Here is a 25,862-nt window from a genome sequence, read left to right on the forward strand (position 1 = left end):
TCTTTCAATTTCAGGTATGCAGGTTCAGGTATTCAGAGGCGGATTGTAATCCGCAAATGTGGCTGATGCCGCTTTTATACGCGACACCAGTTCACCGGGTTCAGCCAATTGGGTTTCAGCCAATTTCCACCAGAACTTCACCGGGCGTAACGCGATCGCCCTTGGCCACGTAGACCGCTTTCACGGTACCGCTGATATTGGCCTGGATCTCGTTCTCCATCTTCATGGCTTCGGTCACCAGGATGCCCTGGCCGGCAGTGACTTCGTCGCCCTCCTTCACCAGCACGTCCACCACATTGCCGGGCATGGCGGCGGTGACGTGGCCGGGTTCGGTAGCCTTGCGGCGCTTGCTGCCGCCTTCGGCCTGATACTCGTTGAGGGATTCGAACACGATCTCTTCCGGCATGCCGTCCATCGACAGATAGATCTTGCGCTTGCCGCTGCCGGCGTCACCGATACCGGTGATAGCCACTTCGTAGGTTTCACCGTGGACGTCGATCTTGAATTCGGTGGCGGTGGCGCCGCTGGCTTTGCCGTCAGACGGTGGTGCCAGCGCTTCCGGCTGCAGGGTGCCGTCCTGACGCTGCTGCAGGAACTCCCGACCCAGATCCGGGAACATGGCGTAGGTGAGCACGTCCTCGGCGCTCAGGGCCAGTTCACCGATCTCTTTGGTGAGCTTGTCCATCTCCGCCGACAGCAGGTCGGCCGGGCGGCCGTCAATCACCGCTTCATTACCAATAGCGCGTTTCTGCAAAGTGGCATCCACCGCGGCCGGTGCCTGGCCGTAGCCACCCTGCAGGTAGCGCTTTACTTCGTTGGTGATGGTTTTGTAGCGCTCGCCGCTGAGTACGTTGTAGACCGCCTGGGTACCCACGATCTGTGAGGTGGGGGTGACCAGCGGCGGGTAACCGAGGTCGGCGCGCACGCGGGGGATCTCGTCGAACACCGCGCGTATACGGTCCAGGGCGTTCTGCTCTTTCAATTGGTTGGCGAGGTTGGACATCATGCCGCCCGGTACCTGGTTGATCTGTACCGACACATCCTCGCGGGTAAATTCGCTCTCGAATTGGTGGTACTTCTTGCGAACGTCGCGGAAGTAGTCGGCGATCTCGCTCAGCAGGGTCAGGTCCAGCCCTGTGTCATAGGGCGTGTCTTTCAGGGCCGCGACCTGGGACTCAGTGGCGGGGTGGCTGGTGCCGCTGGCAAAGGAGGAGATGGCGGTGTCGATACGATCTACGCCAGCTTCCACGGCTTTCAGCTGACACAATTGTGCCAGACCGGCGGTGGCATGGCTGTGCAGCGCCAGTGGCAGGTCGACCTCCGCTTTCAGCGCTTTCACCAGCTCATAGGTGGCGTAAGGGGTGAGCAGGCCGGCCATGTCCTTGATGGCGATGGAGTCGGCGCCCATGTCGCGCAGTTTTTTCGCCAGCTCCACAAAAGTGGCCGGGGTGTGCACGGGACTGGTGGTGTAGCAGAGGGTGCCCTGGGCGTGCTTGCCGGCTTTCTTCACCGCGCGCATGGCGGTTTCCAGGTTGCGCACGTCATTGAGGGCGTCGAAGACACGGAACACATCAATACCGTTATCGGCAGACTTTTGCACGAAGGCTTCCACCACATCGTCGGCGTAGTGACGGTAGCCCAGCAGGTTCTGGCCGCGCAGCAGCATCTGCAGGCGGGTATTGGGCAGGGCCGCTTTCAGCTGGCGCAGGCGCTCCCAGGGGTCTTCCTTGAGGAAGCGGACACAGGCATCAAAGGTGGCACCGCCCCACACTTCCAGCGACCAATAGCCCACCTGATCCAGTTTGGCGCAGATGGGCAGCATGTCTTCGGTACGCATGCGGGTAGCGATCAGCGACTGGTGGGCGTCGCGAAGGATAACGTCGGTGACTTCGATTTTCTTGGCAGTGGTCATGGTAAGTCCTCTGAATTCCCTGGGTGCGACAGTCAGTTACAGGCCGGCGTGGGCGGCGATGGCAGTGGCTATGGCCAGCGCCAGCTCTCTGGGGTGGCGTTTTTCCGAGTACTGCAGCAGTTCCGGGTGCTCGGGCACAAAGCTGGTGTTGAACTCCGCCCCACGGAAATCCGCATGGTTAAGGATCTGCTGGTAGTAGGTGGCGGTGGTGCGGATGCCCTGCAGGCGCATGTCGTCCAGCGCCCGGCGGCCGCGATCGATTACGTCCTGCCAGTCCAGCGCCCACACCACCAGCTTCAGGCACATGGAGTCGTAGTAGGGTGGGATTTCGTAACCGGTGTAGATGGCGGTATCCACCCGCACACCGGGACCACCGGGGGCGTAGTAGTGGGTGATGCGGCCGAAGCTGGGGAGGAAATCGTTCTTCGGGTCCTCGGCGTTGATACGGAACTGCAGGGCAAAGCCGCGGTAGCTGATATCTTCCTGGCGGTAGCTCAGGGGCAGGTCGGAGGCGACTCGAATCTGCTCGCGCACAATGTCCACTCCGGTAATCTGCTCGGTGATGGTGTGTTCCACCTGCACCCGGGTGTTCATCTCCATGAAGTAGACCTGGTTGCCGGTGAGCAGGAACTCCACCGTGCCGGCATTTTCATAGCCCACCGCCTGCGCGGCGCGCACCGCCAGCTGGCCGATGTAGTTGCGCTGCTCGGGCGTGAGTTGCGGGCTGGGGGCGATCTCGATCAGCTTCTGGTTGCGGCGCTGGATGGAGCAGTCGCGCTCGAACAGGTGCACCACATTGCCGTGGCTGTCCGCCAGTACCTGCACTTCGATATGCTTGGGGTTGACGATGCACTTTTCCAGGAACACCTCGGCGCTGCCGAAGGCCTTGGTGGCCTCGCTGATCACCCGCGGGTACTGGGTGCGCAGCTCGGCGGCGGAGTCGCAGCGGCGGATGCCGCGACCGCCACCGCCGGAGGTGGCTTTCAGCATCACCGGGTAGCCGATCTCTTCCGCCAGTGTCAGCGCCTCATCCAGATCCTTCAGGTTGCCCTCGGAGCCGGGAGTGACCGGTACCCCGGCGGCGCGCATGCTGTCGCGGGCCTGGGTCTTGTCACCCATCTTGTGGATGACGTCGGATTTGGGGCCGATAAAGCGGATGCCCTGCTGTTCACAGAGGCGGGCAAACTCGGCGTTTTCGGAGAGGAAGCCGTAACCCGGGTGGATGGCGTCACAGCCCACCTGTTTGGCGAGACTGACGATGCGCTGGGGATCCAGGTAGCCGGCAATGGGGTCCTCGCCCAGCGAGTAGGACTCGTCGGCGCGTTTGACGTGCAGGCCGTAGCGGTCGGGCTCGGTGTAGATGGCCACCGAGCGGATGCCCATTTCGGCACAGGCGCGGATAATGCGCACTGCGATCTCGCCGCGGTTGGCAATGAGGATTTTTTTCAGCATGTAGGGGGACCCCCTGTCCGAATAACGATCAGTAGACAGAGGATAGGTTCTGCGCCTATAAAGTAAAATTCATATTTGTTGGGTTTTCCATAAGTGATAACTTATGCCTTTGTTTGCAAGGGTGGATCGAGATGCCTCTGACCGTACAAAAACTGGTTAGCCGAATAACGTTTCGCCAGCTGCAGGTATTCCTGGCGGTGTATAAAACCGGCAGTTACTCCCGCGCCGGTGAGCTGCTGGGTTTGACCCAGCCTGCAGTCAGCAGCCAGATGCGCCAGCTGGAGGCAGCCCTTGAGGTGCCGGTGTTTGAATACATCGGCCGCAAGCTGTTCTGCACCGCTGCCGGTGAGAAGCTGGCGGCCAGCATTGACGTGATCTTTGCCGAGCTGCGCAGCTTGCAGACAGACCTGGCAGCCATGCAGGGGCAGGTGGCAGGGCAATTGAACCTGGTGGCGGTAAGTACCGCCCAGTATGTGGTGCCCTACCTGTTGAAAGGCTTCCTGCAGGAACATCCGGATGTGGATATCAATATCCGCGTGGTCAATCGCGCCGAGGCGCTGCGGCGCCTGGGTGAAAACCAGGACCACATTGTGGTGATGGGCATCGTGCCCGAAAACCGGCCACTGGCGTCGCTGCCGTTTCTCGATAACGAGTTGCTGCCGGTGGCGGCGCCGGACCATCCGGTGCACAGCCGCAAGAATCTCACGGTGCAGCAGTTTCTCGATTCCGGCTTGTTGTTGCGCGAAGCGGGCTCCGGCAGTCGGCTGGCGCTGGAGCTTTTCTGTCAGCAGCAGCGATTGACGCTGGCACCGAAAATGGAACTGGGTTCCAACGACACCATCAAACACGGGGTGCTGGCGGGCCTGGGGGTGGCGGTGCTGCCGCGGTTGAGCATCCTTGCTGAGCTGAAACTGGGCCTGATCAAGCCGCTGGAGCTGGAGGGTTTCCCCATCCGCCGCAGCTGGTGTGCGGTCTATCCCAAGGGCAAGCACCCGACACCGGCGATGCAGGCGTTCCTGAATTACCTGCAGGCGCACCTGGCGGAGCTGGCGGGTATTTTCGAGTAGGCGGCGGGATAGCGCATAAGTGTTCACTGCAGCGCGATAGCGGCGGGAGGCGACCGGGATGGTGAGAGAGTTTTGTCGGGCGGCCATGCAGTGGCCCATCATTCGTAACGCGCTGCAGGTGTCGCTGGTGGTGGGCACGTTGCTGAATTTGATCAATCAGGGCCAGCAACTGTGGCAGGGCGCCGGTGTTATCTGGTCGCAATTCCTGCTCAATTATCTGGTGCCTTACTGTGTGGCCACCTTCAGTGCGGCCCGTAATGAAATCCGCAGGGATAAGCGGGGATAAATAGCCGTGATAAAGGGGAAGGACGCAGCAGTGAGGAAAGGGAGCAAAAAAACATGAGTGGTCAGGGAGGGGCGCTCAACGTAACTGACAACGACCTGTTGGACGAGCAGTTTCTCGGTCAGTTGCGGCGGCAGATGGTGCAGTTTGCCCGCATGCAGCTGCAGGACGAGTCGCTGGCAGAAGACGCGGTGCAGGAGGCATTGATCGGTGCGCTGCAGAACGCAGGCTCCTTTGCCCGCCGTGCGGCGGTAAAGACCTGGGTGTTTGCTATCCTCAAAAACAAGATTGTCGATATCATCCGCCAGCGGGCGCGCATGGCGGAAGGTGTCAGTTTGCCGGGGGAGGATGATGACCCCGGTGAGCGGCTGTTTGACCAGAGCGGGCACTGGAATAAGGAGGATCGCCCCAATCGCTGGGCCGAGCCGGATACGGCGGTAAAAAGCGAACACTTCTGGCGCGTGTTCGAGGTGTGCCTTGATGGCCTGCCGGTGAAACAGGCGCGCTTGTTTATGATGCGCGAATTCCTTGAGCTGGAAAGTGACGAGATCTGTAATTCGCTTGAAGTGAGTACCAGCAACCTGCATGTGATGCTGTTCCGTGCCCGCCTGCGGTTGCGTGAATGTCTGGATAAGCGCTGGTTTCAGGAGGGTGAGCGGTGATGAAGAAGTGCCGGGGTGCAACCCGCCTGATGTCCGATGCCCTGGAGCGTCCGCTCACAGCGGCCGAGAAAATGGCCTTGCGTACTCACCTGCTGATGTGTGGCAGTTGCCGCAACTTCTCCCGCCAGGTGGTTGCCCTGCGGGACTTCGCCCGCCACTTCTCCCGCCAGCCGGACGCGGCAGGCGATACCGCCAGCAAGGCAGACGGGGAAGATTGATGGTCCGGGCTTGAGTGACCGTTATTGGGCGTCGGCAGTGGACGCGGTCCGGGGTTCCGGTGCGTGTGTCTCGCAGTTCCAGTGCCGGGTTAACCAGTAATCAACGCTGATGAAACGGCCGGCACCGCTGAAGAACAGCATAAGCAGCATGATGAAGTAGGTGGCCGCAAACTCGATACCATTCTTTAAAATGGTGATGCTGCCGGCCTCGGTCAACCACTGGTAATTGCCGTACTCCTGCAGCAACTCGCGGGCAGTCTCGCGACGGCTCTGGGCCTCGGCGATGAGGTCGCCGCGCCACTCCCAGGGCACCGTGAGTGTCGATTCCGGGAGAACGTGCCAGCCATTTTCCCAGTGGGCTGTAACCGCTGCCACCAGCATGGTCACCATCATCGGTACTGCCAGCAGGCGCAGTCCCAGTCCCAGCAGCAGCGACAAGCCACCGATGAACTCCGTCAGCCCGGCCAGCAGTGCCAGGGTCATAGGTAGTGGCAAACCTAGATAGTCAAACCAGGCGGCAGTGGGCTCCAGTGCGGTGAGCTTGTGCCAGCCGGCGAGAATAAAAATCGGCGCCAGGTAAATGCGCAGCGCCAGTGGTCCCAGCCAGTCGGCGCGACGACTGTAATCCAGCGCAGCGTTTACACGCTTCTGTAATGTCATGGGTACAAACCCCCTAACGTTATGGCAGATAAAAGCCGGGCAGCCGGGCCGGTAGTGGCCGGCTGCCACTGCTGAGAGGGAAAGTATCAGCTCTTGCCGCCGCACTTGCCCTCGGTGGTTTTTTCCTTGCCGCCGCACTTGCCTTCGCCGGCTTTCTCTTTGGCTCCGCACTTGCCTTCGGCTTTGCCTTTGTCGCCACATTTGCCTTCTGCCGCTGTTTTGGCTTTTTTCTCGCCGCATTTACCTTCGCCGCACTTGCCTTCCATGGGTTTGTCACCCGCAAGCTGGTAGCCGCTGGGCAGCGGGTCGGCCACAAACGGGTTGCCGGTGGCGCTGACCTGGGTAGAGAGAGCGGCCAGAGCAACGGTGGAGCTGAGGGCCAGGGTGGTGATCAGTGGTTTCTTCATAACAATCTCCTTATCGGGGTATCAACAAAATTGTTGGCCAATGCCTGCGCAGTCCCCGGGGGCGGGGCGTTACCGGCGTTGTACCTGATAGTCGCCGGAAGGTTGGGGTTTCTTACAGCGCGACTATAATTTTTTTGCATGGCGGATTTTGGTGACGCTATCCCTGTGGCTGCGGTGCTGTGTAAGATGGTTCTTTCAGGGACGACCAACAGAATGTCAAAGCCAGTCAATGTTGGCGGTCCGCAGGGGCAAGCGTCTGCGGATTGTGGGCAGGGAGGAAGGTATGCACGACACACTACCGCTGCTGGAAATCACCGATTTCCCGCCGCTGCAGCGAGAGAAGATTGACACACTGCAGGTCAATCTCGGTTACCGCTGCAATCAGCGCTGCCTCCACTGCCACGTCAATGCCGGTCCCACCCGTACGGAGATGATGAGCGCGGAGACGCTGGCCCAGATAGTGCCGGTATTGCAGGCAAGGGGAATTGCCACGCTGGATCTCACCGGTGGCGCGCCGGAGCTGCACACGGGATTTTGCCAACTGGTAGACGACGCCTGTGCAGCCGGTGTGCGGGTGATGGATCGCTGCAATCTCACCATCCTGTCGGAGCCCGGGCAGGAGGAGCTGGCCAGCTTTCTAGCTTCCCGAAGGGTAGAGGTGGTGGCGTCGCTGCCTTGTTACTCGGCCACCAATGTCGACGCCCAGCGGGGCGATGGAGTATTCGCACGCAGCATTGCCGGGCTGCAGCAATTGAACCACCTGGGTTATGGCCATGAGGGCAGCGGTCTGCTCCTGAACCTGGTTTACAACCCCCAGGGACCCTCCCTGCCACCGGCGCAGCTGGCACTGGAGGCAGATTATCGCCGTGAACTGCGCAGTCATTTTGGTGTTGAGTTCAATCAGCTCTTTGCCCTCACCAACATGCCCATCAACCGTTTCGGTTCCACCCTGATCTCCCGCGGTCAGTTCTCGGCTTACATGACGTTGCTGAAAGAGAACTTTTGCAGTGCCAACCTGCAGCAGGTGATGTGTCGCTCCCTGGTCAGTGTGGACTGGCAGGGTTATCTCTACGACTGCGATTTCAATCAACAGCTGGGATTGCCACTGCCGGCTCCGCGGCCCCTGCATCTGCGGGACCTGTTAACCGCGGACCTGCAAGGCAACGATGTGTGTGTCGGCGACCACTGTTATGGCTGTGCCGCCGGTCAGGGCAGCAGCTGCGGCGGGGCGCTGTAAATGAAAGCGCCGAAGCTGCTGCTGTTGGCACTGTTGCTGGTGCTGGTGGCCGCCTTCTTCTGGTTTGACCTGCAGCGCCTGCTGACCCTGGAGGGATTGCAGCAGGGGCTGGGGGAGTTCGATCGCTGGTGGCAGGAGCGTCCATTGCTGGTGGGTGGGCTTTTCCTGCTCTTCTATATCGCCGTTACGGCGTTGTCGCTGCCGGGGGCGGCGGTAATGACCGTTGCTGCCGGAGCCCTGTTCGGGCTGCTGTGGGGCACGCTGCTGGTTTCGTTTGCCAGCAGTATTGGTGCGACGCTGGCGTTCCTGGTGTCACGCTACCTGTTACGTGACCTGGTACAGCAGCGTTTTGGCAAGCGCCTGTCGGCCATCAACGACGGTGTCCGCAGCGACGGCGCCTTTTACCTGTTCGCCATGCGGCTGGTGCCGCTGTTCCCGTTTTTTCTGATCAACCTGCTCATGGGTCTCACGCCCATTCGGGCGCGCACATTCTACTGGGTCAGCCAGCTGGGTATGCTGGCTGGCACCCTGGTTTATGTGAACGCCGGCACCCAGTTGGCACAGTTGCAAAGCCTCGGCGGTATTCTCTCGCCGGCGTTGTTGTTCTCGTTTGTTCTGCTGGGCCTGTTTCCGCTGCTGGCGCGACGGCTGCTCAACTGGTTGCAGGGGCGTCGGGTCTATGCCGGCTTTCGTCGTCCCCGGCGTTTCGATCGCAACCTGATTGTTATCGGCGGCGGCGCCGGTGGCCTGGTGACGGCCTACATCTCCGCGCTGGTAAAGGCCAAAGTGACGCTGGTAGAGGCGGGCAGTATGGGCGGGGACTGCCTCAACACCGGCTGTGTGCCCAGCAAGGCGCTGATACAGACGGCGCGGCAGTTGCAGCGTATGCGTCAGGGTGAGCGTTATGGGTTGGAGCCGATCGAACCCCGCTTCGGGTTTCGCAAGGTGATGGAACGTGTGCAGTCCATTATTCAGCGCATCGAGCCACATGACAGTGCCGAGCGCTATCGCGGTCTGGGTGTTGATGTAGTGGAGGGCTACGCGCGTCTGCAGGATCCGTGGACGGTGGAAATTACACGCCCGGATGGGTCCCTGCAGCAACTCACCAGCCGGGCCATTGTGCTGGCCACTGGTGCAAAGGCAGCGCTGCCGGATCTGCCCGGCCTGGCGGAGAGTGATTACGTCACCAGCGATACCCTGTGGTCACGGCTGGCGCAGATGGATGAGCCGCCGGCACGGCTGCTGGTGCTGGGTGGCGGCCCTATTGGTTGCGAGTTGGCACAATGTTTCGCTCGCCTGGGTTCGTCGGTCACCCTGGTGCAATCTGCACCGCGATTGATGATGCGCGAGGATAGCGAGGTGTCGGCGCTGGTGGAGGAGTCCCTGCAGGCCGATGGTGTCAAGGTGCTGACCCACTGCCGCGCCCTGCGTTGCGAGACGATAACCGACGGCCAGCGGTTGATGGTGGAGCGCGAGGGGGATCAGTACTCCATCGCTTTTGACCTGCTGCTCTGTGCGGTCGGCCGCGAAGCCCGGCTGACCGGTTTTGGGCTGGAGGGGCTGGGCATAGCCTGCGACAAAAGCCTGCAGACCAATGCCTGGTTGCAGACCCTGCTGCCCAACATTTACGCCGCTGGTGATGTGGCCGGTCCCTTTCAGTTTACCCATGTGGCGGCGCATCAGGCGTGGTACGCCGCGGTCAATGCGCTGTTCGGCCAGCTGAAGATGTTCAGGGTGGATTACCGGCTTATTCCCTGGACCACCTTCGTGGATCCGGAGGTGGCACGGGTGGGGCTGTGTGAGAGGGAAGCCAGAGAGCAGGGGCAGCCCTTCGAGGTGACCCGCTATAGTCTTGCTGAACTGGATCGCGCCATTACCGACAGCAGCACCCGTGGTTTTATCAAGGTGCTGACAGAGCCGGGCAGTGATCGCATCCTCGGTGTCACCATTGTCGGGGAGCGTGCCGGTGACCTGCTGGCAGAGTTTGTGCTGGCGATGAAATATGGGCTGGGGTTGAAGAAAATCCTCGCCACCATTCATGTTTATCCCACCTGGGCAGAAGCCAACAAGTACGCCGCCGGCGAGTGGAGCCGGGCACACGCCCCACAATGGTTGATGCCCTGGTTACAACGCTATCACAGCTGGTGTCGTGGCAGCGGCTTCACCCGACAGGAAGGGGAGCGGTGATGATACCGGCACAGGCACACGGCAGTGAGGAGGCCCGGCAACCCCAACTCTCCATCGTCGTGCCCATGCTGAACGAACGGCATGAGTTGCCGACGCTGTTGTCTCACCTGCGGCACTGGCAAAGCCGTGGCTGTGAGATTCTGCTGGTGGACGGTGGCAGCAGTGACGGTTCACTGCAGATGACACAGGCAGAGGGTTGGCCGGTAATCCGCAGCAAGCGGGGTCGCTCCCTGCAGATGAACCGGGGCGCCGCCTTCAGTCACGGCTCTGCGCTGTTGTTTCTGCACGCCGATACCCGACTGCCGGACAATGCGGATGAGGAAGTTTTGCAGGCGTTGCAGGAGGGTTGTGGCTGGGGACGTTTCGATGTGCAGATCAGCGGAGGCTCACCGCTGTTGCGGCTGGTAGCCTGGTGTATGAATCAACGCTCAAGAGTGAGCGGTATCGCCACCGGTGACCAGGCGTTGTTTATCAGCCGGGAACTGTTTGATGAGGTGGGAGGTTTTCCGCAGCAGCCGCTGATGGAAGATGTCGAACTCTGTCGGCGCTTGCGGCAAAGGTTGCCACCCCGCTGCCTGCGCAGCCGGGTGATGACCTCCGGGCGCCGCTGGCAACAGGGCGGTGTCTGCAGCACCATCTGCTTGATGTGGCGACTGCGCTGGCGCTACTGGCGTGGGGTGCCAGCGTCGGCGTTGGCGCGGGAGTATGAATGATGCCGGTGCGCATCCTGGTGTTTGCCAAGGCACCCTTGCCTGGCGCGGTAAAAACCCGTCTTGTTACCGTGCTTGGCGAGGAAGGGGCGGCGGCGTTGGCCACAGAGCAGTTGCTGCAGACATTGCAGAAAGCCTTGGCGGCGAATGTGGGCCCTGTGGAGTTGTGCGCGGCGCCATCCCGCCATCATCCTCTCTGGCGACAGCTGCCGCTGCCAACCCGCCTGCAGTGGAGTGACCAGGGCGAGGGTGACCTGGGCATGCGCATGGGACGGGCTGCCCAACGGGCGCTGTCCGGCGGTGACCCTGTGTTGCTGATTGGCACTGATTGCCCGCAGCTGACCGGAGAACTGTTACGGGACGCTGCGGCGTCATTGGCAGAGTATGACTGTTGCCTGATTCCGGCGCTGGATGGCGGCTATGTATTATTGGGCCTGGCCCGCTGGCAGGCCGATTTGTTCAGCGCGATGCCCTGGAGCACGGCGCAGGTGGCAGATCTCACCCGGCAGAGAATGGCGGCGGCGGGGCTGAGCTGTTACGAATGGCCGGCACTGCGGGATATTGATGAGCCGGCAGACCTGCAGTGGTTGTAATGGACGTTGTGCTGGCCTGATCCGGTCGGGGCGGTAGTAGACAGACACACTAAAAACAACAGGAGTTTTCCATGCTCAGACAATTTCTGCTGGCCCTTGCCGCCAGCTGCGTGATCAGTACGCCGGTATCGGCGTCTTCCTCGGACGCCGCTACAGCGTTGCAGTCGGTACTGGGTGCCCAGCATCGGCAGGCGTCGTCGGCTCGCGATGGCTACCGTCATCCGGCGGAGACGCTGGCGTTCTTCGAGGTGCAGCCAGAGATGACCGTGGTGGAGATCTGGCCCGGGTCCGGTGGCTGGTACACCGAGATACTGGCGCCCTGGTTGCGTAATGAGGGCACCTTCTACGCCGCCCAGTTTGATGTCAGCGTACCGGGCTATTACCAGCGTAGTGTGGAAGCCTTCAGGGATAAGCTCAATGCTGCACCCTGGCTCTACGATCAGGTGCAGGTGACTACCTTCAGTCCCCCAGCTCTGTTGGAGATTGCACCTGCCGGCACGGCGGACCGGGTACTCACCTTCCGCAATGTGCATAACTGGTATATGCGCGGTGGCGGTGAAGAGAAAGTGCTGGCTGCCTTCAGTGCGTTTTTCAAAGCCCTGAAGCCCGGCGGTATGCTGGGGGTTGTTGATCATCGCCTGCCGGAGTCGCGCCCCGCTGCAGATATGGAAGCCAGCGGTTATATGCACCAATCGTTTGTGATCGCCATGGCGGAGCGAGCCGGATTCAAGCTGGTGGCCAGCTCGGAAATCAACGCCAACCCCAACGATAACGCCGATCATCCCAACGGGGTCTGGAGTCTGCCTCCCACCCTGCGCGGCGGTGATGAGCAGCGCGACAAATGGCTTGCGATCGGTGAGAGCGATCGCATGACGCTGAAGTTTATCAAGCCCTGACAGGGGGCCAATCTTGCGGGGCCGGATCAGGGCTCCCATTCACTGCGACGCAGCGGCTGCATCAGCAGCCGTAACAGCGAACGATTCTTGGCCGAACGAAACTGCAGTAGCCCTATGGCCATCTGTTGATGACCGTCACGGGGTTGTGCCACGTAGGTGCCAAACAGGCGATCCCAACAGCTCAGGTTAAAACCGTAGTTGGAATCAGTCTCCTGTTGGTACCAGGAGTGGTGTACGCGATGCATGTCCGGCGTTACCAGTAACCAGCGCAGTCGTTTCTCCAACGGTGGAGGCAGCTCGATGTTGGCGTGATTAAACATGGCCAACCCATTGAGAATAATCTCAAACAGCAGCACCACTTGCGCTGGTATTCCCAGGCTCACAATAACGACTGCCTTGATCAGCATGGAGAGCAGTATTTCCAGTGGGTGAAAACGCAGGGCACTGCTCACATCCAGTTCGGTATCCGTGTGGTGTACACGGTGCAGACGCCACAGCCAGGGCACTTTGTGGAACAGCAGGTGTTGTGCCCATATCACCAGGTCCAGTAGTACCAGCAACAGGATCCACTGCCATATCGGTGTGTGCTCTGACTGCCAGCCAGCTTGATTGAACAGCCCCCACTGCTGTTGCTGCGCCAGCAGCGCGGTGCCCACTGCGGCAGCCGGGAACAGCACTCTTATGGCCAGTGTGTTGATCAGCGCCAGTGACAGGTTGCCCAGCCAGCGTGAAGCACGTATGCCGCTGTCATTGTGACGTCGTGGCCGCAGCCGTTCCAGAAGATACATAAGCATGAAGACTGCAATAAAAATCAGCAGTCGCCAGAAGCCTTCGTTTTCGATCCAGTTCATGCATTGGATTCGCTGTGTCGTGTAAGGGGTTATGCGGGTGTGATGTATTCAGTATGGCACCGACGTGGCTCCGTCGGTAGCGATGCTATTGCGCCGGCCGTATTTTTTCTGACACGCAAAACGTGAGTTCTGGCGCGGAGTTCTTTCCTGATGCGTCGACATTGCTTCTCTGCAGGTCAGCAAAGTGTTGCGACCGACAGGTCGGCTTGAATCATGCCTGCGGCGTTTGCTGGTTGTAAGAAGAGGTGTTTGCGAAAACTTTCATAAACGTAAGCAGGAGTTAGATTCTTTAAATTGAGGCCATAAAAAAATCCAATAGCACGGGCGTGGCATGCTGTGTTGCGGCTTGCAGCGATGTTATGGGCGTCGTTTTCGTTAACGGGTTTGATTCCGCCCGGATGGCAACTTGATATTTGTCCGGGATGAACTAAAGGTAAAGGGTAATTTTTTAAAGTGGTCTGCATCGCAAGCCCGTTGCCCGTAAATTAACAATTGATAGTACTTAAAATAACGATAGGGCATTTCTATTATTTTTAGACAGTTTGGTTGATATATAAATTTTGGTGCCTGCTAACAACAAAAAAATCTGCCAATGCTGTTGGCGCTAAACAACACAGAGAGACCAACCTATGTTCAAGAAAACGTTGCCCATCGCCGCTGCCCTGGCAGTCGCGATCTCATCCGCCCCGGCATTTGCCGGCGATAAGGGAACCACCAACATGCAGTGGTGGCCTGATCAACTGGACCTGAGCCAGCTGCGCGATCAGGGCGCTGCGTCCAATCCTCTGGGTGCTGATTTTGATTATGCGGCGGCCTTCAACTCGCTCGACCTGGAAGCAGTCAAGGCTGACCTGAAAACCCTGATGACCACTTCCCAGGACTGGTGGCCAGCGGACTGGGGTCACTATGGTCCGCTGTTTATTCGCATGGCCTGGCACAGTGCCGGTACCTATCGGGTATTTGATGGTCGCGGTGGCGCCGGTGGCGGTCAGCAGCGTTTTGAATCACTCAACAGCTGGCCTGATAACGTCAGCCTCGATAAGGCCCGTCGGCTGCTGTGGCCGATCAAGCAGAAGTATGGTGAAAACATCTCCTGGGCTGACCTGATGGTGCTGGCAGGCACCGTGGCCATGGAGTCCATGGGCTTCAAAACCTTTGGCTACGCTGGTGGTCGTGCTGACGACTGGGAGGCGGACCATGTTTATTGGGGTGCAGAAAAAACCTGGCTGGATGATGCCCACCGCTACGAGGGCAAAGGTGATCGCGGCAAGGGTGAGAAAAAACTGGAACGTCCGCTGGCAGCCGTACAGATGGGCCTGATTTACGTTAACCCCGAAGGGCCCAACCATAATCCCGATCCGTTGGCTGCAGCCAAGGATATCCGTGACACCTTTGGCCGTATGGCCATGAACGACGAAGAGACCGTGGCGCTGATCGCCGGTGGTCATACCTTTGGTAAAGCGCACGGTGCGGTGAAGGCTGACTGTGTGGGCGCTGAGCCCGCTGCCGCCGATATCGAAGAGCAGGGCTTTGGCTGGAAAAACAAGTGTGGTACCGGTAAAGGCGCCGACACCTTCACCAGTGGCCTGGAAGGTGCCTGGTCTGCCAACCCAACGGCCTGGACTACCCAGTACCTGGATAACCTGTTTGCTTTTGAGTGGGTGAAGTCGAAGAGTCCGGCCGGCGCCATCCAGTGGGTCCCCAAGAATGCGGATCAGGCCAAATTCGTTCCCGACGCCCATGTGAAAGGCAAGTTCAATACCCCGATCATGTTTACCACTGACCTGTCGCTGAAGATGGATCCCGAGTATCGCAAGATCGCCAAGCGCTTCCAGGAGAATCCGCAAGAGTTTGAACTGGCGTTTGCCAAGGCCTGGTTCAAGTTAACCCATCGTGATATGGGGCCGCGCGCCCGTTACCTGGGCAGCCTGGTGCCAGCTGAAGAGCTGGTGTGGCAGGATCCTGTGCCCGCCGCCGATTACAAGATGATCAGCAAAGGTGACGTCAAGAAACTGAAGGGCAAGATCCTGGAATCCGGCCTGACTGTACCCGAGCTGGTGCGCACGGCCTGGGCTTCGGCTTCTACCTTCCGCGATACCGACAAGCGTGGTGGTGCCAATGGTGCACGCCTGCGTCTGGCGCCGCAGAAAGACTGGGCGGTGAATAATCCGGCGGAAGTTAAGAAGGTTGTGGCCAAGCTGGAGTCCATCCAGAAGGAGTTCAACGAAGGCAAGTGGGGCAACACCAAGGTCTCCGTGGCTGACCTGATTGTGTTGGGCGGTGCGGCAGCGATCGAGAAAGCGGCAAAAGATGCCGGTTACGATGTGGAAGTGCCTTTTGCGCCAGGTCGTACTGACGCCTCCCAGGCACAGACCGATGTCGTCTCTTTTGGATACCTGGAGCCCAGGGCTGACGGTTTCCGTAACTACTACGGTAAAGAGGCGGCATTGTCACCCGCAGAGATGCTGGTGGATCGTGCCGACCTGCTGGGCCTGAGTGTGCCGGAGATGGCCGCGCTGGTGGGCGGTATGCGTACCCTCAATGCCAACGCCGACGGCTCCTCTAACGGTGTTTTCACCAGCAAGCCAGGTACCCTGAGCAACGATTTCTTCGTTAACCTGCTGGACATGTCCACCGTGTGGACCAAGTCTGACAAGGGCATGGGCTTGTACGAAGGTCGTGATCGCGACAGCGGTGCGGTGAAGTGGACCGCCACTCCTGTGGACCTCATCTTCGGTTCCAACTCCGAGCTGCGTGCGGTGGCTGAAGCCTACGCGGTAGACTCAGCCAAAGAGAGGTTCGTTGACGACTTTGTCGCGGCCTGGGTCAAGGTGATGCAGTCTGATCGCTTCGATATCTGATGCGGTTGCGGTGCCGGCCTGACCGGAACCGGGTGATGTAAACGAAACGGCGACATAGCAATATGTCGCCGTTTTTCTACGCGGTAAAAAGATCGCCCTGCGAACTTTTTGGGGTTCTCTCCGTGATAGACTGTACGCCATCGGAATTATTGCTGGAAACACATAAGATGAAATACATCGGTGCCCACGTCAGCGCCTCTGGCGGGGTGGAGAACGCCCCCATCAATGCCCACAAGATCGGCGCCACCGCCTTCGCGCTGTTCACCAAAAACCAGCGCCAATGGCAGGCCAAACCGCTCACGGAAGAAAGCATTACTGCGTTTAAACAGAACTGCAAAAAATACGGATACACACCGGAACAGATACTGCCACACGACAGCTACCTGATTAACCTCGGTCACCCGGAGTCGGAGCCGCTGGAAAAATCCCGCGCGGCGTTTATCGACGAGATGGAGCGCTGCCAGCAGCTGGGGTTGGTCTATCTCAATTTTCACCCAGGCTCGCATCTGAAGAAGATCGACGAGGCGGACTGTCTCAGCCGCATTGCCGAGTCGCTCAATATCGCCCTGGACTCCACGGCAGGAGTTACTGCTGTTATCGAAAACACCGCCGGGCAGGGGAGTAACCTGGGGCACCGTTTCGAACACCTGGCAGCGATCATCGAGCAGGTGGAGGACAAGGGCCGCATTGGAGTCTGCCTCGACACCTGTCACAGCTTTGCTGCCGGCTACGACCTGCGCACACCGGAGGCCTGTGAGCAGACCTTTGCCGAGTTTGAGCGGGTGGTGGGTTTTGATTATCTCTGTGGCATGCACCTCAACGGCTCCAAGTCCGCCTTTAACAGTCATGTGGACCGTCACCACAGCCTGGGTGACGGTAACCTGGGTATGAGCGTGTTTGAGTTCATCATGACCGACAAGCGTTTTGATGGTATCCCGCTGGTGCTGGAGACCATTGATGAATCCATATGGCCGGACGAGATCCGGTTGCTGCAGGGACTGGCGGCTGTTGCCTGAGCTAAGCCATTTTTCGAACACAGTACTGTAAACGTTGGCAGCCCGGACCAGTCTCCCCTGCTGTCACCCCCGCGAAGGCGGGGGTCCATTGGAGGAGAACCGTAGCTCTCCAACTCATCAAAAGTCACCCCCGGGGAATGACGGTATTTGTGTCACGGCAGAGACGGCGTTTATCCGGGGCCAACCGGAGTTTCTGTCCCGTGAATAACAATAATCGGGTCTTCTTATGCTTTATCTGGTATTGCTCGGTCCTTTGGTCGCCTACCTGTTTTATCGGCTGATCATCAACCTCCTGCACCAACGCCGCGAGCGGCGCCGGCAACTATTGCGGTCCACACCACTGGCCCCCGGGTGGCTGGCACTGTTACAGAGTGATTTCCCGCTGTATCGTCGCCTGCCTGCCGATCTGCAGCAAAAGCTGCAGGGGCATATGCAGGTGTTTATGGCAGAGAAGGTCTTTGTGGGCTGCGACGGCTTTGTGGTTACCGATGAAGTGCGCCTGTTGATCGCCGCGCAGGCTTGCCTGCTGATCCTCAACAACGGCAATGATTACTACCCCACCTTTGAAAGCATTCTGGTCTACCCCTCCAGCTACGCGGCGCCTGTGCAGCGGCAGGAGGGCTACCTGCGCTCTGACCATGTCGACACCCGCGCCGGTGAGTCCTGGCACCGGGGGCCGGTGGTGCTGGCCTGGGACCAGGTGTGGCGCGGCGCCCTGCACGAGCGCGATGGCCACAATGTGGTGATGCACGAGTTTGCCCATAAGCTGGATGAGGAGAACGGCACCGGCCCTGGGCTGCCGCTGTTGCGCAGCAGCGGCCAATACAAAGACTGGGCGCGGATTTTCAGTGCTGAGTACGAACAGCTCTGCCGTCACGGCGACCTGGTTATCGACAGTTACGGTGCCGAAAATGCCGCCGAGTTTTTTGCCGTGGTGACAGAAGTCTTCTTCGAAAAGCCGCAACAACTGCAACAGCGCCACGGCGATCTGTACGAACAGCTGCGCCTCTATTATCAGCTCGACCCGGTACAATGGTGATGGCTACCCCTGCGAGTGACGCTGCGCAGGGTAAAGCGTAAGGATTTGTTTACCTCGCGCCGTCGCGTGGCTCTCCACTGCCATTTCCATTACGCTTGTAGACTTCATGCCCATAACAATAAAACAGTGAATCTATGAGTCTGCGTCGTTTCGCCGTACAGCCCCACTTCCATGGCTGGAGGCTGGTCGGGTTTTCCACCATCAGCCAGTTTATTGCCATGGGGTTCAGTATCTACATCCTTGGATTGTACATTCAGCCCCTGGCCACAGAGTTCAATGTCTCCCCCGGCACACTGGGTTGGGGCATGGGCATCTTTTACCTGATAAGTTCGGCCATGGGGCCACTGGTAGGCAGCTGGGTTGATAAAGGCCACGCCCGGCTGGTGCTGACGCTGGGGGCGTTGGTATTTGCCCTCGGCTTTGTGCTGATGTCCCTGGTGAGCAGCCTCTGGCAGGCCGCTCTGGTGTGCACCTTCCTGTTGGCGCCGGGGGCCTGCATGCTCGGGGTTCTGCCCTGCGCCACGCTGCTGGTGCAGTGGTTTGAGCGGCGCCAGAGTTTTGCTGTGGGCATTGCGGCGATCGGTATTTCGCTGGGTGGTTTCGTTATGCCGCCCATTGCCAATGGTCTGATCGACGCGCTGGGTTGGCGCACCAGCCTGTTGGTGCTGGGACTGTTTGTGGCGGCGTTCCTGTTGCCCCTGAGCTGGGCGCTGGTGGTGGGGCGGCCGGCGGACGTGGGGCAATTTGCGGATGGCGACACGCCGGACTCTGCCAGTGAGGCCGGCACAGAAAACTTTGACCGTTCTTCAGAACAGCCAGCAGTGGCAGCCCTGACCGCCAAAGCCATCGTCATGCAGAAAACTTTCTGGTTGCTGACCGGCTGCATCGGTTTGCTGTCTCTCTGCAGCATCATGATGGTGACCTTTATGGTGCCCTACGCTCGGGTCGCCGGACTGAGCAGTGACACCAGCGCGCTGCTGATCTCTCTCTATGCCGGCTCGGCGGTGGTGGGCAAGTTTCTGCTGGGCTGGGTGGGCGATCACTTCTCCCGCCGCAAGATCATGGTGTTGATTCAGCTGGTGGGGGCCCTGGGCTGGCTATGTATGGTGGTGTGGCAAAACACCGCGGCGCTGATGGCCTCGGCTGCCCTGGTGGGCTTTGCGGTAGGTGGCATGACCCCGTTGTGGGCGACCCTGATTGCGTTGCACTTCGGGCCGGCGGCATTTGGCCGGGTGAAAGGCATTATGACCCTGGCGATGACCGTCTTCCTGATTATCCCCGGTCCGCTGGGCGGTTACCTGTACGACCGGTTTGGTTCCTATGAGGCGGGCTTTGCCATGGTGTGGTGGGTGTTACCGCTGGCGTTGTTGTGTGCGTGGCTGCTGCCGGAAAAGCGGCGCAGTTAATCTCTCCCGAAGTTTGTTGACCACCTGCGGGAGCTCGTACGCTTTCTGCGGGTGGCTCCCTTATTTCAGGCAAGGATCCTGTTCACTCAGCAGTCCATCCTGCAGCTGCTGGCGCATGGCGCGCAGGGATTTACTCCACAGCGGGTATGCGGTGGCGCCCTGGCCAATGGCTGTGACGGTCGGTTTCGGCTGCGGGCTGTCTAGTGCGGACAGCAATACCTTGTGCTCCACCCAGATCCACCTTGAGCGTTCCACATCCTGACACTGGCGAGGGGTGCTGATGGTGGTCGTATCGATGTAGGGTACCCGCGCTACAAAGGCGTAAAAGCCGTGGGCGACCGAGGGGCCCACCAGTGCGATTTCCTTCAGGTTGAAACTGCAGTTGGTCTCTTCATAAAACTCGCGCCGGGCGGTGGCGTCGGCGGTTTCGTTACCCTTGGGGCCACCGCCAAACGCGGCCCAGGCGCGGCGGCCAAGGGCCGGGTCGAAGGCCAAGAGGTAGCGGGCACCCTGGTCCGTGCAGGCGTAAGGGAGGACACCGGCGTTAACCTTGCGAGGGGTGTCCGCCCCTGCGGCTGCCGCTGACAGCAGGGCCAGCAGCGGGACGATTGTAGCGACTGTTTTGTATTTCATCCGGTGGCCCGGGCTCGTGCCTGGTCAAAAAGGGGTAGTGTAATACCGCACTGGCGACAGGCAAGTTTACTGCAACTTGCTGCGCACCATGCGCGTCGCCAGCGTCAGTGTCACCAGCGCGATCACCGCCAATGGCCAGGCGTTGGCAAACACCTGCTGCGGCGGCAGGGATTTGAGGAAGCTGCCCTGCAGGATAATCAGGAAATGTTTCAGGGGAATGGCCTCCGCTATCCACTGCAGCACCCTGGGCATATTCTCAATCGGGGTGGCAAAGCCGGACATGATCACCACCGGCACCACAATGGCGAAGATGCCGAGGATTGCCTGCTGCTGGGTGGAGCAGACGGAAGAGATCATCAGGCCGATACCCACCACCGACAGAATAAACAGCATCATGCAGACCAATAGCAGCCACAGTGAGCCGGTAAAGGGCACGCCAAAGAGGAATATGGCCGCGGCCATCATCACACAGCCCAGCACCAGGCCTACCAGAAACGCCGGAATCGTCTTGGCGATAATAATCTCGGTGGGTGTGCAGGGGGAGACCAGCAGCTGGTCGAAGGTCCCCAGCTCCCGTTCGCGGGCGATAGAGAGTGCGGTCACCATCAGTGCCATCAGCATCACCAGAATGCCGGTGAGGCTCGGTACCACAAACCAGCGGTAGGTGAGATTGGGGTTGAACCAGTGGCGCACCGTGGCGGGATCACTGGCGCCACGGCTGCCGTGGGACTGGATGGTGGCGGAGACATTACCGGCAATGGTCTGCAGGTAACCCAGGGTGATCTGCGAGGTGTTGGCCTTGCGGCCGTCGAGGATCACCTGCAGTTCGCCCCCTTCGCCGCTGGCCACCCGCGCACTGAAGTTGTCGGCAATGACAATGCCGGCAATCACCTGCTGGGTGTCGACCAGGCGGGCCAGCTCTTTTTCATTGGCCACCCGGTGAGTGCGGCGCACCAGGTCAGAGGCCTCCAGTTGCTGTATAAATTCCACCGACGCGGCACCACTGTCGCGATTGAGCAGTGCCACATCAATGTTGCTCACCTCCAGCGTCATGGCGAAGGAGAAGATAAACAGCTGCATCAGCGGCGGGCCCAGCAGGATGAAACGGCTCTTGGGATCACGCAGGATACTCAGCATCTCTTTCACCACCTGCGCGCGGATGCGGGTATAACGGGCGCCCATGGTCAGCGCTCCAGACTCTTGCGGGTGTTCCTGGCCACCAGCGCCATGAGGATCACACCCAGCAGGAACATGGCGCCAATGGCGGGCCACAACAGTGGCCACACATCACCGGCGAGAAACACCGTCTGCAGTGCCGAGTTGAAATAGCGTGCCGGAACCAAATGGGTCAGCAGTTGCAGCGGCAGCGGCATGGAGCTGATCTCAAACAGAAAGCCCGATAGCAGGAAGGCGGGCAGGAAGCCTGCCAGCAGTGCCACCTGCGAGGCGATAAACTGGTTGCGGGCGAGGGTGGAGATCAGCAGCCCCTGGCCCAGTGCCGGCAACAGGAACACCGCCGACAAAAACAGCAGCGTAAACACCGAGCCGCGCAGCGGAATACCGAACACCCACACCGCCATGGCGGTGGTCAGTGCGGTGGCCAGCAGGCCCAGCACGAAGTAGGGTACCAGCTTGCCGGTGAGAATCTCCAGCGGCGTGGCCGGTGTGGCAAACAGGCCCTCCATGGTGCCGCGCTCCCACTCCCGCGCTACCACCAATGCGGTGAGCAGGGTGCCGATCATGGTCATGATGATGGCCAGCGCACCTGGCACCAGCGCGCGGCGGGTCTCCATCTCCGGGTTAAACCAGAAGCGCTGCTGCAGGGCCACCGGCTGGGTGGGCATGACGCCGCGATCCTGCAGCCACTGCTGCACCGTGCCGCGGGCGTAGTTAGCGACAAAGGTGGCGGTGTTGGGCTGGGTACCGTCGGTAATGACCTGCACCACCGATTGCGGTGGGAACTGCTGCAGGCGACGATCAAAATCCTGCGGGATCACCACATAGCCGCGCAACTTGCCGGCGGTGAGCAGGGGCGCTGCCTCGCGCCGGTCCCGGGTGGGAGTGACCGCAAAGTAGCGGCTGCCGGCAAAGGCGGCGGCCAGCGACTGGGCCGCTTCGGTGTCGCTCTCCAGCACCACGCCGATGCGCACGTTGCGGGTGTCGAGGGAGACAGCGTAGGCAAACAGCAACAGCAGCACCAGTGGCAGCACAAAGGCCACCAGCAGGGTGGAGGGGTCGCGGAACACCTGCAGCGTCTCCTTGCGGGTGATGGCCAGCAGCCGCTGCATACTGAAACGCTGACTCATATGCGGGTTCATACGGGAAGCTCACTTAAATCGGCACGCTCGATCAGGCGGATAAACGCCTCCTCCATGGTGAGCTCTTCGTCGCCGTGATGCGCCGCTTCGCGCTTGAGACCGTCGGGGGTATCCAGGGCAATCAGGCGCGAACGATACATCAGTGCCACCCGGTCACAGTACTCCGCTTCATCCATAAAATGGGTGGTCACCATCACCGTAACCCCTTTGCGCACGAGACCGTTGATGTGGGTCCAGAACTCGCGCCGGGTAATGGGATCGACGCCGGAGGTGGGCTCATCTAGAAACAGCACCGGTGGCCGGTGCATTAGTGAGCAGGCCAGCGCCAGCCGCTGTTTGTAGCCCAGCGACAGATCGTCGGGGGCGGAATCCAGCAGCGGGCGCAGCTCGAAGACGTCCACCATTTCGTCGATACGCTGCTGCTTACAGGCGCCCGTCAGGCCGTAAACCCCGGCGGCAAACTCCAGGTTCTGGCGCACCGACAAGAGCCCGTAGAGGGAAAACTTCTGCGCCATATAGCCAAGGCGGTTCTTCGCCTCGCTGGCGGCGCGGGCCAGGTCCAGCCCCACCACCTGTGCCTGTCCGGTGCTGGGCTTGAGCAGGCCGCAGAGCATTTTGAAGGTGGTGGATTTGCCGGCGCCGTTGGGGCCCAGCAGGCCGAAAATTTCCCCCTGGCGCACTTCAAAACTGACATCGTCGGTGGCGACAAAATCGCCGAAGCGGCGGGTCAGGTTGCTGCAGGCAACGGCGATATCGCTCTCCAGACTCACCGGCTCCATCAGCTCGGCAATCACCGAGGTGCCGCCGGGCCCACCACCCAGCAGACTCACAAAGGCGTCCTCAAAGCGGGGCGCGACTGCTTCCAGCTGCGAACCGGCACTGGCAGCCAGCACCTGCAGCGGCTGCAGGTCGGCATCGGCTTCGGCCACCAGTCGTACGGCGTGACCCTGAATGACGCCATCGCTGACGGCTGGCAGGTCCAGCGCCCGCTGCAGCAGGTGGCGGCGGTCGCCGCGGGGATTGGGGAGGCGGAAGCTGCGCCCCTGCAGGCGGCCGGTGAGCGCACCCGGCGGGCCGTCGAAGGCGAGTTGTCCCTGATTGAGCAGCAGCACATGGCGGCACTGCTCTGCTTCATCCAGGTAGGCGGTGGACCAGACCACCGCCATGCCGGAGTCGGTCAGTTCCCCCACCATGCGCCACAGCTCCTGCCGGCTGACCGGGTCTACACCCACGCTGGGTTCGTCCAGCAGCAGCACCTGGGGGCGGCCCATCAGGGCGCAGGCGAGGCCCAGTTTCTGTTTCATGCCGCCGGAGAGTTTGCCGGCCAGCCGCTTGCTGAAGGGGGCCAGCCGGGTGAACTCCAGCAGCCGTTCCCAGGTGCGTTTCTGCTCGGCGGCCGGCAGTTGCCGCAGTTGGGCGTAGAGGGAGAGGTTCTCCAGCACCGAGAGATCCTCATAGAGACCGAAGCGCTGGGGCATATAACCAACGCCGGTGGCGATCAGGTGCTGTTGCTGCACTGTATCGGCACCGGCGACGGTAATGTGGCCGGCATCGGGACGCAGCAACCCTGCCATCAGGCGCATGAGAGTGGTTTTGCCGGCGCCATCGGGCCCCACCAGGCCGGTGAGTTGGCCGGCCCGGATGGTGGCACTGATGCCGTCCAGAGCCGTCACCTGGGGGAAGCGTTTTACCACCCCCTGCAGTTCAATGCCCCCGGGCTGCGACTCAGCCATAGCCGCTCTCAGGAACCGCCGTTGATATGGACAGTGACCGGCATTCCCTGACGCAAGGCATCAGCAGCGCCGGGCACCAGGATCCGCACCCGGTAGACCAGGTCGGTACGCAGGTCGGTGGTCTCCACCGATTTGGGGGTGAACTCCGCCCGCGGTGAGATAAAACCGACGCTGCCATCGAACTGCCGGTCGCTGCCGTCGATGGTGATGGTCACGGCGCTGCCGGGCTGCACCTGCGCCAGCTGCGGTTCGCTCACATAGGCGCGAATGTAGACCGGGTCCTGCAGCGACAGGGTAAAGACCGGGGTGCTGGCGTTAACCATGCTGCCGGCCTCTCGCAGTCGTGCCGAGATCAGTCCGTCCGCCGGCGCCAGCAGGCGGGTGTCGTCCAGGTTGGATTGCGCCAGCGTCAGTTGGGCGTCGGCTGCCGCCAGTGCCGCCTGCGCCGCGGCGATATCCTCACTGCGATAGCCCTCCTGCAGCAGCGCCAGGTTCTGGCGGGCGCTGTCCAGCGCGGCGCGGGCCTGGTCGCGGCCGGTGCGGGCCTGGTCCAGGGCACTGCGACTGGTGGAGCCGGTTTTGGAGAGATCGATCTGACGATTGAGGGTGAGCTCCGCCTCCTCCAGTGCGGCCTTTGCCTGCCTTACGGCCGCTTCCGCCTGGGAGACCTCCTGGGTGCGAAAGCCGCGGGTCAACTTGGAGACGTTGGCCTGTGCCTGGGCGCGGTTGGCCTGCGCCAGCGCCAGGGCGGCGGCGTAGGGGGTGGCATCCAGCTCCGCCAGCAGGGTGCCGGCGGTGACCTTATCGCCTTCGTCCACATACAAGGCGTCCATGCGCCCGGCCTGCCGGAACGCCAGCTCCGCTTCACGGATGTCGACGTTGCCGTAGAGCACCACTGTGCCATTGCCGTTGCCCGGCCGCAGGTGCCAGCCGGCGGCCGCTGCCGCCAGTGCCACAATCACAATCAGGGGGAGTACAAACTGCCTGCGACTCATGAATCAATCCTGTGAGGATAAAATGGCGAGCACATTGGCCCGCACTTGATGAATGATGGCCTGCAGCTGCGCCGGCTTGATGTCGTCCCACTGTAAATGCCGCAGCACTGTGGTGCGGGCCGCGCGAAACACCAGCGCCTGTCCCAGCAGGGTAATCACCAGCAGCGACACTTCGTCGCGGCTCTTGTCCGGTCGCAGCAACTGCACCAGGTCGGTCACCCGCTGCAGCGCCTCCTGCATAAAACTGCGGTAGAGAATATCGAAGGCGCGGGTGGGTTGCTGCTGCTCCTGCAGCACCAGCTGTGCTGATGTCTTCAGACCGGGGTCGGCAAACAGTCGCACCACTCGCTCCAGCAGTTGCAGTAAAAGCTCAAGCTTCTGTTCGTGTGACGCCTGCGTTGCACCAGCGGTCAAGGCATCACCGATGGCCTGCAATGCTGGTTGCAGGCGTTCCTGGATGCGCTCGCAGATGTTCTCAAACACCGCCAGATAAAGCCCCTCCTTGCCGCCAAAGTGATAGGCAATCAACGCCTGGTTAACGCCGGCGCGATCGGCAATGTCACGATTGCTGGCGGCGTGATAGCTGTGGCTGGCGAACTCAATCAGCGCGGCTTCGATCAACGCCTTGCGACTGACATCACCGCGTTCCGAAGCGGGGGTGGAGGTGTGCATAGTCAGAAGATTAGTTAATCACTTGATTAAGTCAAATGCGCTGGATCAAACAGC

At 60.6% G+C, this 25,862-nt stretch carries 25 protein-coding genes; 13 read left to right on the forward strand and 12 right to left on the reverse strand.

Translation table 11 applies throughout. The annotated features are described in order from the left end of the window. Nucleotides 1-115: 115 nt before the first annotated feature. On the reverse strand, nt 116-1,912 hold the full coding sequence (oadA, locus tag GSF27_RS13780; protein WP_160970082.1) for a sodium-extruding oxaloacetate decarboxylase subunit alpha: 1,797 nt from the start codon (nt 1,910-1,912) through the stop codon (nt 116-118). Nucleotides 1,913-1,948: 36 nt separating this feature from the next. Further along, nucleotides 1,949-3,364: an acetyl-CoA carboxylase biotin carboxylase subunit gene (locus GSF27_RS13785; RefSeq protein ID WP_160970084.1), complete on the reverse strand. Its 1,416-nt coding sequence runs from the start codon at nt 3,362-3,364 to the stop codon at nt 1,949-1,951. Nucleotides 3,365-3,495: 131 nt separating this feature from the next. Between GSF27_RS13785 and GSF27_RS13790 the strand changes: the two genes are divergently transcribed. The 4 genes from GSF27_RS13790 to GSF27_RS13805 are packed head-to-tail and all read left to right on the forward strand — an operon-like array spanning nt 3,496 to nt 5,594. Next, nucleotides 3,496-4,431, forward strand: coding sequence for a LysR family transcriptional regulator (locus tag GSF27_RS13790; protein ID WP_160970086.1), 936 nt, complete (start codon nt 3,496-3,498; stop codon nt 4,429-4,431). Nucleotides 4,432-4,489: 58 nt separating this feature from the next. Next, entirely contained in the window at nt 4,490-4,717 is a 228-nt protein-coding gene (nrtS, locus tag GSF27_RS13795) for a nitrate/nitrite transporter NrtS (RefSeq protein WP_237457561.1), read from the forward strand. A gap of 53 nt (nt 4,718-4,770) precedes the next feature. Next, nucleotides 4,771-5,376 (forward strand): RNA polymerase factor sigma-70, encoded by a 606-nt coding sequence (locus GSF27_RS13800; protein ID WP_160970088.1) that lies wholly within the window; start codon nt 4,771-4,773, stop codon nt 5,374-5,376. After that, on the forward strand, nt 5,376-5,594 hold the full coding sequence (locus GSF27_RS13805) for a zf-HC2 domain-containing protein (protein WP_160970090.1): 219 nt from the start codon (nt 5,376-5,378) through the stop codon (nt 5,592-5,594). Before GSF27_RS13800 ends, GSF27_RS13805 begins: the two co-directional genes overlap by 1 nt. A gap of 21 nt (nt 5,595-5,615) precedes the next feature. Here the strand turns inward: GSF27_RS13805 and GSF27_RS13810 are convergent, their stop codons facing one another. Together GSF27_RS13810 and GSF27_RS13815 are read right to left on the reverse strand one after the other, a co-directional pair. Then, nucleotides 5,616-6,254 carry a DoxX family protein gene (locus GSF27_RS13810; RefSeq protein ID WP_160970092.1) on the reverse strand — a complete coding sequence of 213 codons (639 nt, stop codon included), beginning with the start codon at nt 6,252-6,254 and terminating at the stop codon, nt 5,616-5,618. 86 nt (nt 6,255-6,340) lie between these two features. Next, the gene (locus tag GSF27_RS13815; RefSeq protein ID WP_160970094.1) at nt 6,341-6,661 is read right to left on the reverse strand and encodes a hypothetical protein; all 321 of its coding nucleotides are present in this window, start codon (nt 6,659-6,661) and stop codon (nt 6,341-6,343) included. 283 nt (nt 6,662-6,944) lie between these two features. Between GSF27_RS13815 and arsS the strand changes: the two genes are divergently transcribed. The 5 genes from arsS to GSF27_RS13840 all read left to right on the forward strand — a co-directional run bounded on the left by arsS (nt 6,945) and on the right by GSF27_RS13840 (nt 12,284). Beyond that, complete coding sequence (gene arsS / locus GSF27_RS13820; RefSeq protein WP_160970096.1) at nt 6,945-7,898, forward strand: arsenosugar biosynthesis radical SAM (seleno)protein ArsS; 954 nt, start codon at nt 6,945-6,947, stop codon at nt 7,896-7,898. Continuing rightward, a complete protein-coding gene (locus tag GSF27_RS13825; protein ID WP_160970098.1) occupies nt 7,899-10,085 on the forward strand; it encodes an FAD-dependent oxidoreductase in 2,187 nt (728 codons plus the stop codon). Further along, entirely contained in the window at nt 10,085-10,798 is a 714-nt protein-coding gene (locus GSF27_RS13830; RefSeq protein ID WP_160970100.1) for a TIGR04283 family arsenosugar biosynthesis glycosyltransferase, read from the forward strand. The genes GSF27_RS13825 and GSF27_RS13830 overlap by 1 nt, the downstream gene beginning before the upstream one ends. Continuing rightward, nucleotides 10,795-11,388 (forward strand): TIGR04282 family arsenosugar biosynthesis glycosyltransferase, encoded by a 594-nt coding sequence (locus GSF27_RS13835; RefSeq protein ID WP_160970102.1) that lies wholly within the window; start codon nt 10,795-10,797, stop codon nt 11,386-11,388. Before GSF27_RS13830 ends, GSF27_RS13835 begins: the two co-directional genes overlap by 4 nt. Nucleotides 11,389-11,459: 71 nt before the next feature. Continuing rightward, the gene (locus GSF27_RS13840) at nt 11,460-12,284 is read left to right on the forward strand and encodes a class I SAM-dependent methyltransferase (protein ID WP_160970104.1); all 825 of its coding nucleotides are present in this window, start codon (nt 11,460-11,462) and stop codon (nt 12,282-12,284) included. 26 nt (nt 12,285-12,310) lie between these two features. Here the strand turns inward: GSF27_RS13840 and GSF27_RS13845 are convergent, their stop codons facing one another. Together GSF27_RS13845 and GSF27_RS13850 are read right to left on the reverse strand one after the other, a co-directional pair. Then, nucleotides 12,311-13,135, reverse strand: coding sequence for a sterol desaturase family protein (locus tag GSF27_RS13845; RefSeq protein ID WP_160970106.1), 825 nt, complete (start codon nt 13,133-13,135; stop codon nt 12,311-12,313). Between the two features lie 176 nt (nt 13,136-13,311). After that, a complete protein-coding gene (locus GSF27_RS13850; RefSeq protein ID WP_160970108.1) occupies nt 13,312-13,599 on the reverse strand; it encodes a hypothetical protein in 288 nt (95 codons plus the stop codon). 165 nt (nt 13,600-13,764) lie between these two features. On the opposite strand from GSF27_RS13850, the gene katG reads away from it, so the two are divergent. The 4 genes from katG (at nt 13,765) to GSF27_RS13870 (ending at nt 19,457) form a co-directional block, all read left to right on the forward strand. Then, nucleotides 13,765-15,996 carry a catalase/peroxidase HPI gene (gene katG, locus GSF27_RS13855; RefSeq protein WP_160970110.1) on the forward strand — a complete coding sequence of 744 codons (2,232 nt, stop codon included), beginning with the start codon at nt 13,765-13,767 and terminating at the stop codon, nt 15,994-15,996. A 167-nt stretch (nt 15,997-16,163) separates the two neighbouring features. Next, nucleotides 16,164-17,012: a deoxyribonuclease IV gene (nfo, locus tag GSF27_RS13860; protein WP_160970112.1), complete on the forward strand. Its 849-nt coding sequence runs from the start codon at nt 16,164-16,166 to the stop codon at nt 17,010-17,012. Nucleotides 17,013-17,238: 226 nt separating this feature from the next. Beyond that, the gene (locus tag GSF27_RS13865) at nt 17,239-18,051 is read left to right on the forward strand and encodes a zinc-dependent peptidase (RefSeq protein ID WP_160970114.1); all 813 of its coding nucleotides are present in this window, start codon (nt 17,239-17,241) and stop codon (nt 18,049-18,051) included. Between the two features lie 134 nt (nt 18,052-18,185). After that, complete coding sequence (locus GSF27_RS13870; RefSeq protein ID WP_160970116.1) at nt 18,186-19,457, forward strand: MFS transporter; 1,272 nt, start codon at nt 18,186-18,188, stop codon at nt 19,455-19,457. Between the two features lie 60 nt (nt 19,458-19,517). Here the strand turns inward: GSF27_RS13870 and GSF27_RS13875 are convergent, their stop codons facing one another. From GSF27_RS13875 to GSF27_RS13900, 6 genes are all read right to left on the reverse strand, one after another. Continuing rightward, entirely contained in the window at nt 19,518-20,090 is a 573-nt protein-coding gene (locus GSF27_RS13875) for an NUDIX hydrolase (protein WP_160970118.1), read from the reverse strand. A 66-nt stretch (nt 20,091-20,156) separates the two neighbouring features. Further along, a complete protein-coding gene (locus GSF27_RS13880; RefSeq protein ID WP_160970120.1) occupies nt 20,157-21,272 on the reverse strand; it encodes an ABC transporter permease in 1,116 nt (371 codons plus the stop codon). A gap of 2 nt (nt 21,273-21,274) precedes the next feature. Next, nucleotides 21,275-22,408, reverse strand: coding sequence for an ABC transporter permease (locus GSF27_RS13885; RefSeq protein WP_160970122.1), 1,134 nt, complete (start codon nt 22,406-22,408; stop codon nt 21,275-21,277). After that, nucleotides 22,405-24,141, reverse strand: a complete 1,737-nt coding sequence (locus GSF27_RS13890) for an ATP-binding cassette domain-containing protein (protein WP_160970124.1) — start codon at nt 24,139-24,141, stop codon at nt 22,405-22,407. Before GSF27_RS13890 ends, GSF27_RS13885 begins: the two co-directional genes overlap by 4 nt. Before the next feature lie 8 nt (nt 24,142-24,149). After that, nucleotides 24,150-25,136: a secretion protein HlyD gene (gene hlyD / locus GSF27_RS13895; protein WP_160970126.1), complete on the reverse strand. Its 987-nt coding sequence runs from the start codon at nt 25,134-25,136 to the stop codon at nt 24,150-24,152. Between the two features lie 3 nt (nt 25,137-25,139). Next, entirely contained in the window at nt 25,140-25,808 is a 669-nt protein-coding gene (locus GSF27_RS13900; RefSeq protein WP_160970128.1) for a CerR family C-terminal domain-containing protein, read from the reverse strand. Between the last annotated feature and the right edge of the window lie 54 nt (nt 25,809-25,862).

It is taken from the genome of Pseudomaricurvus sp. HS19 (assembly GCF_009857815.1).
In the GTDB taxonomy this organism is placed as follows: Bacteria; Pseudomonadota; Gammaproteobacteria; order Pseudomonadales; family Cellvibrionaceae; genus Pseudomaricurvus.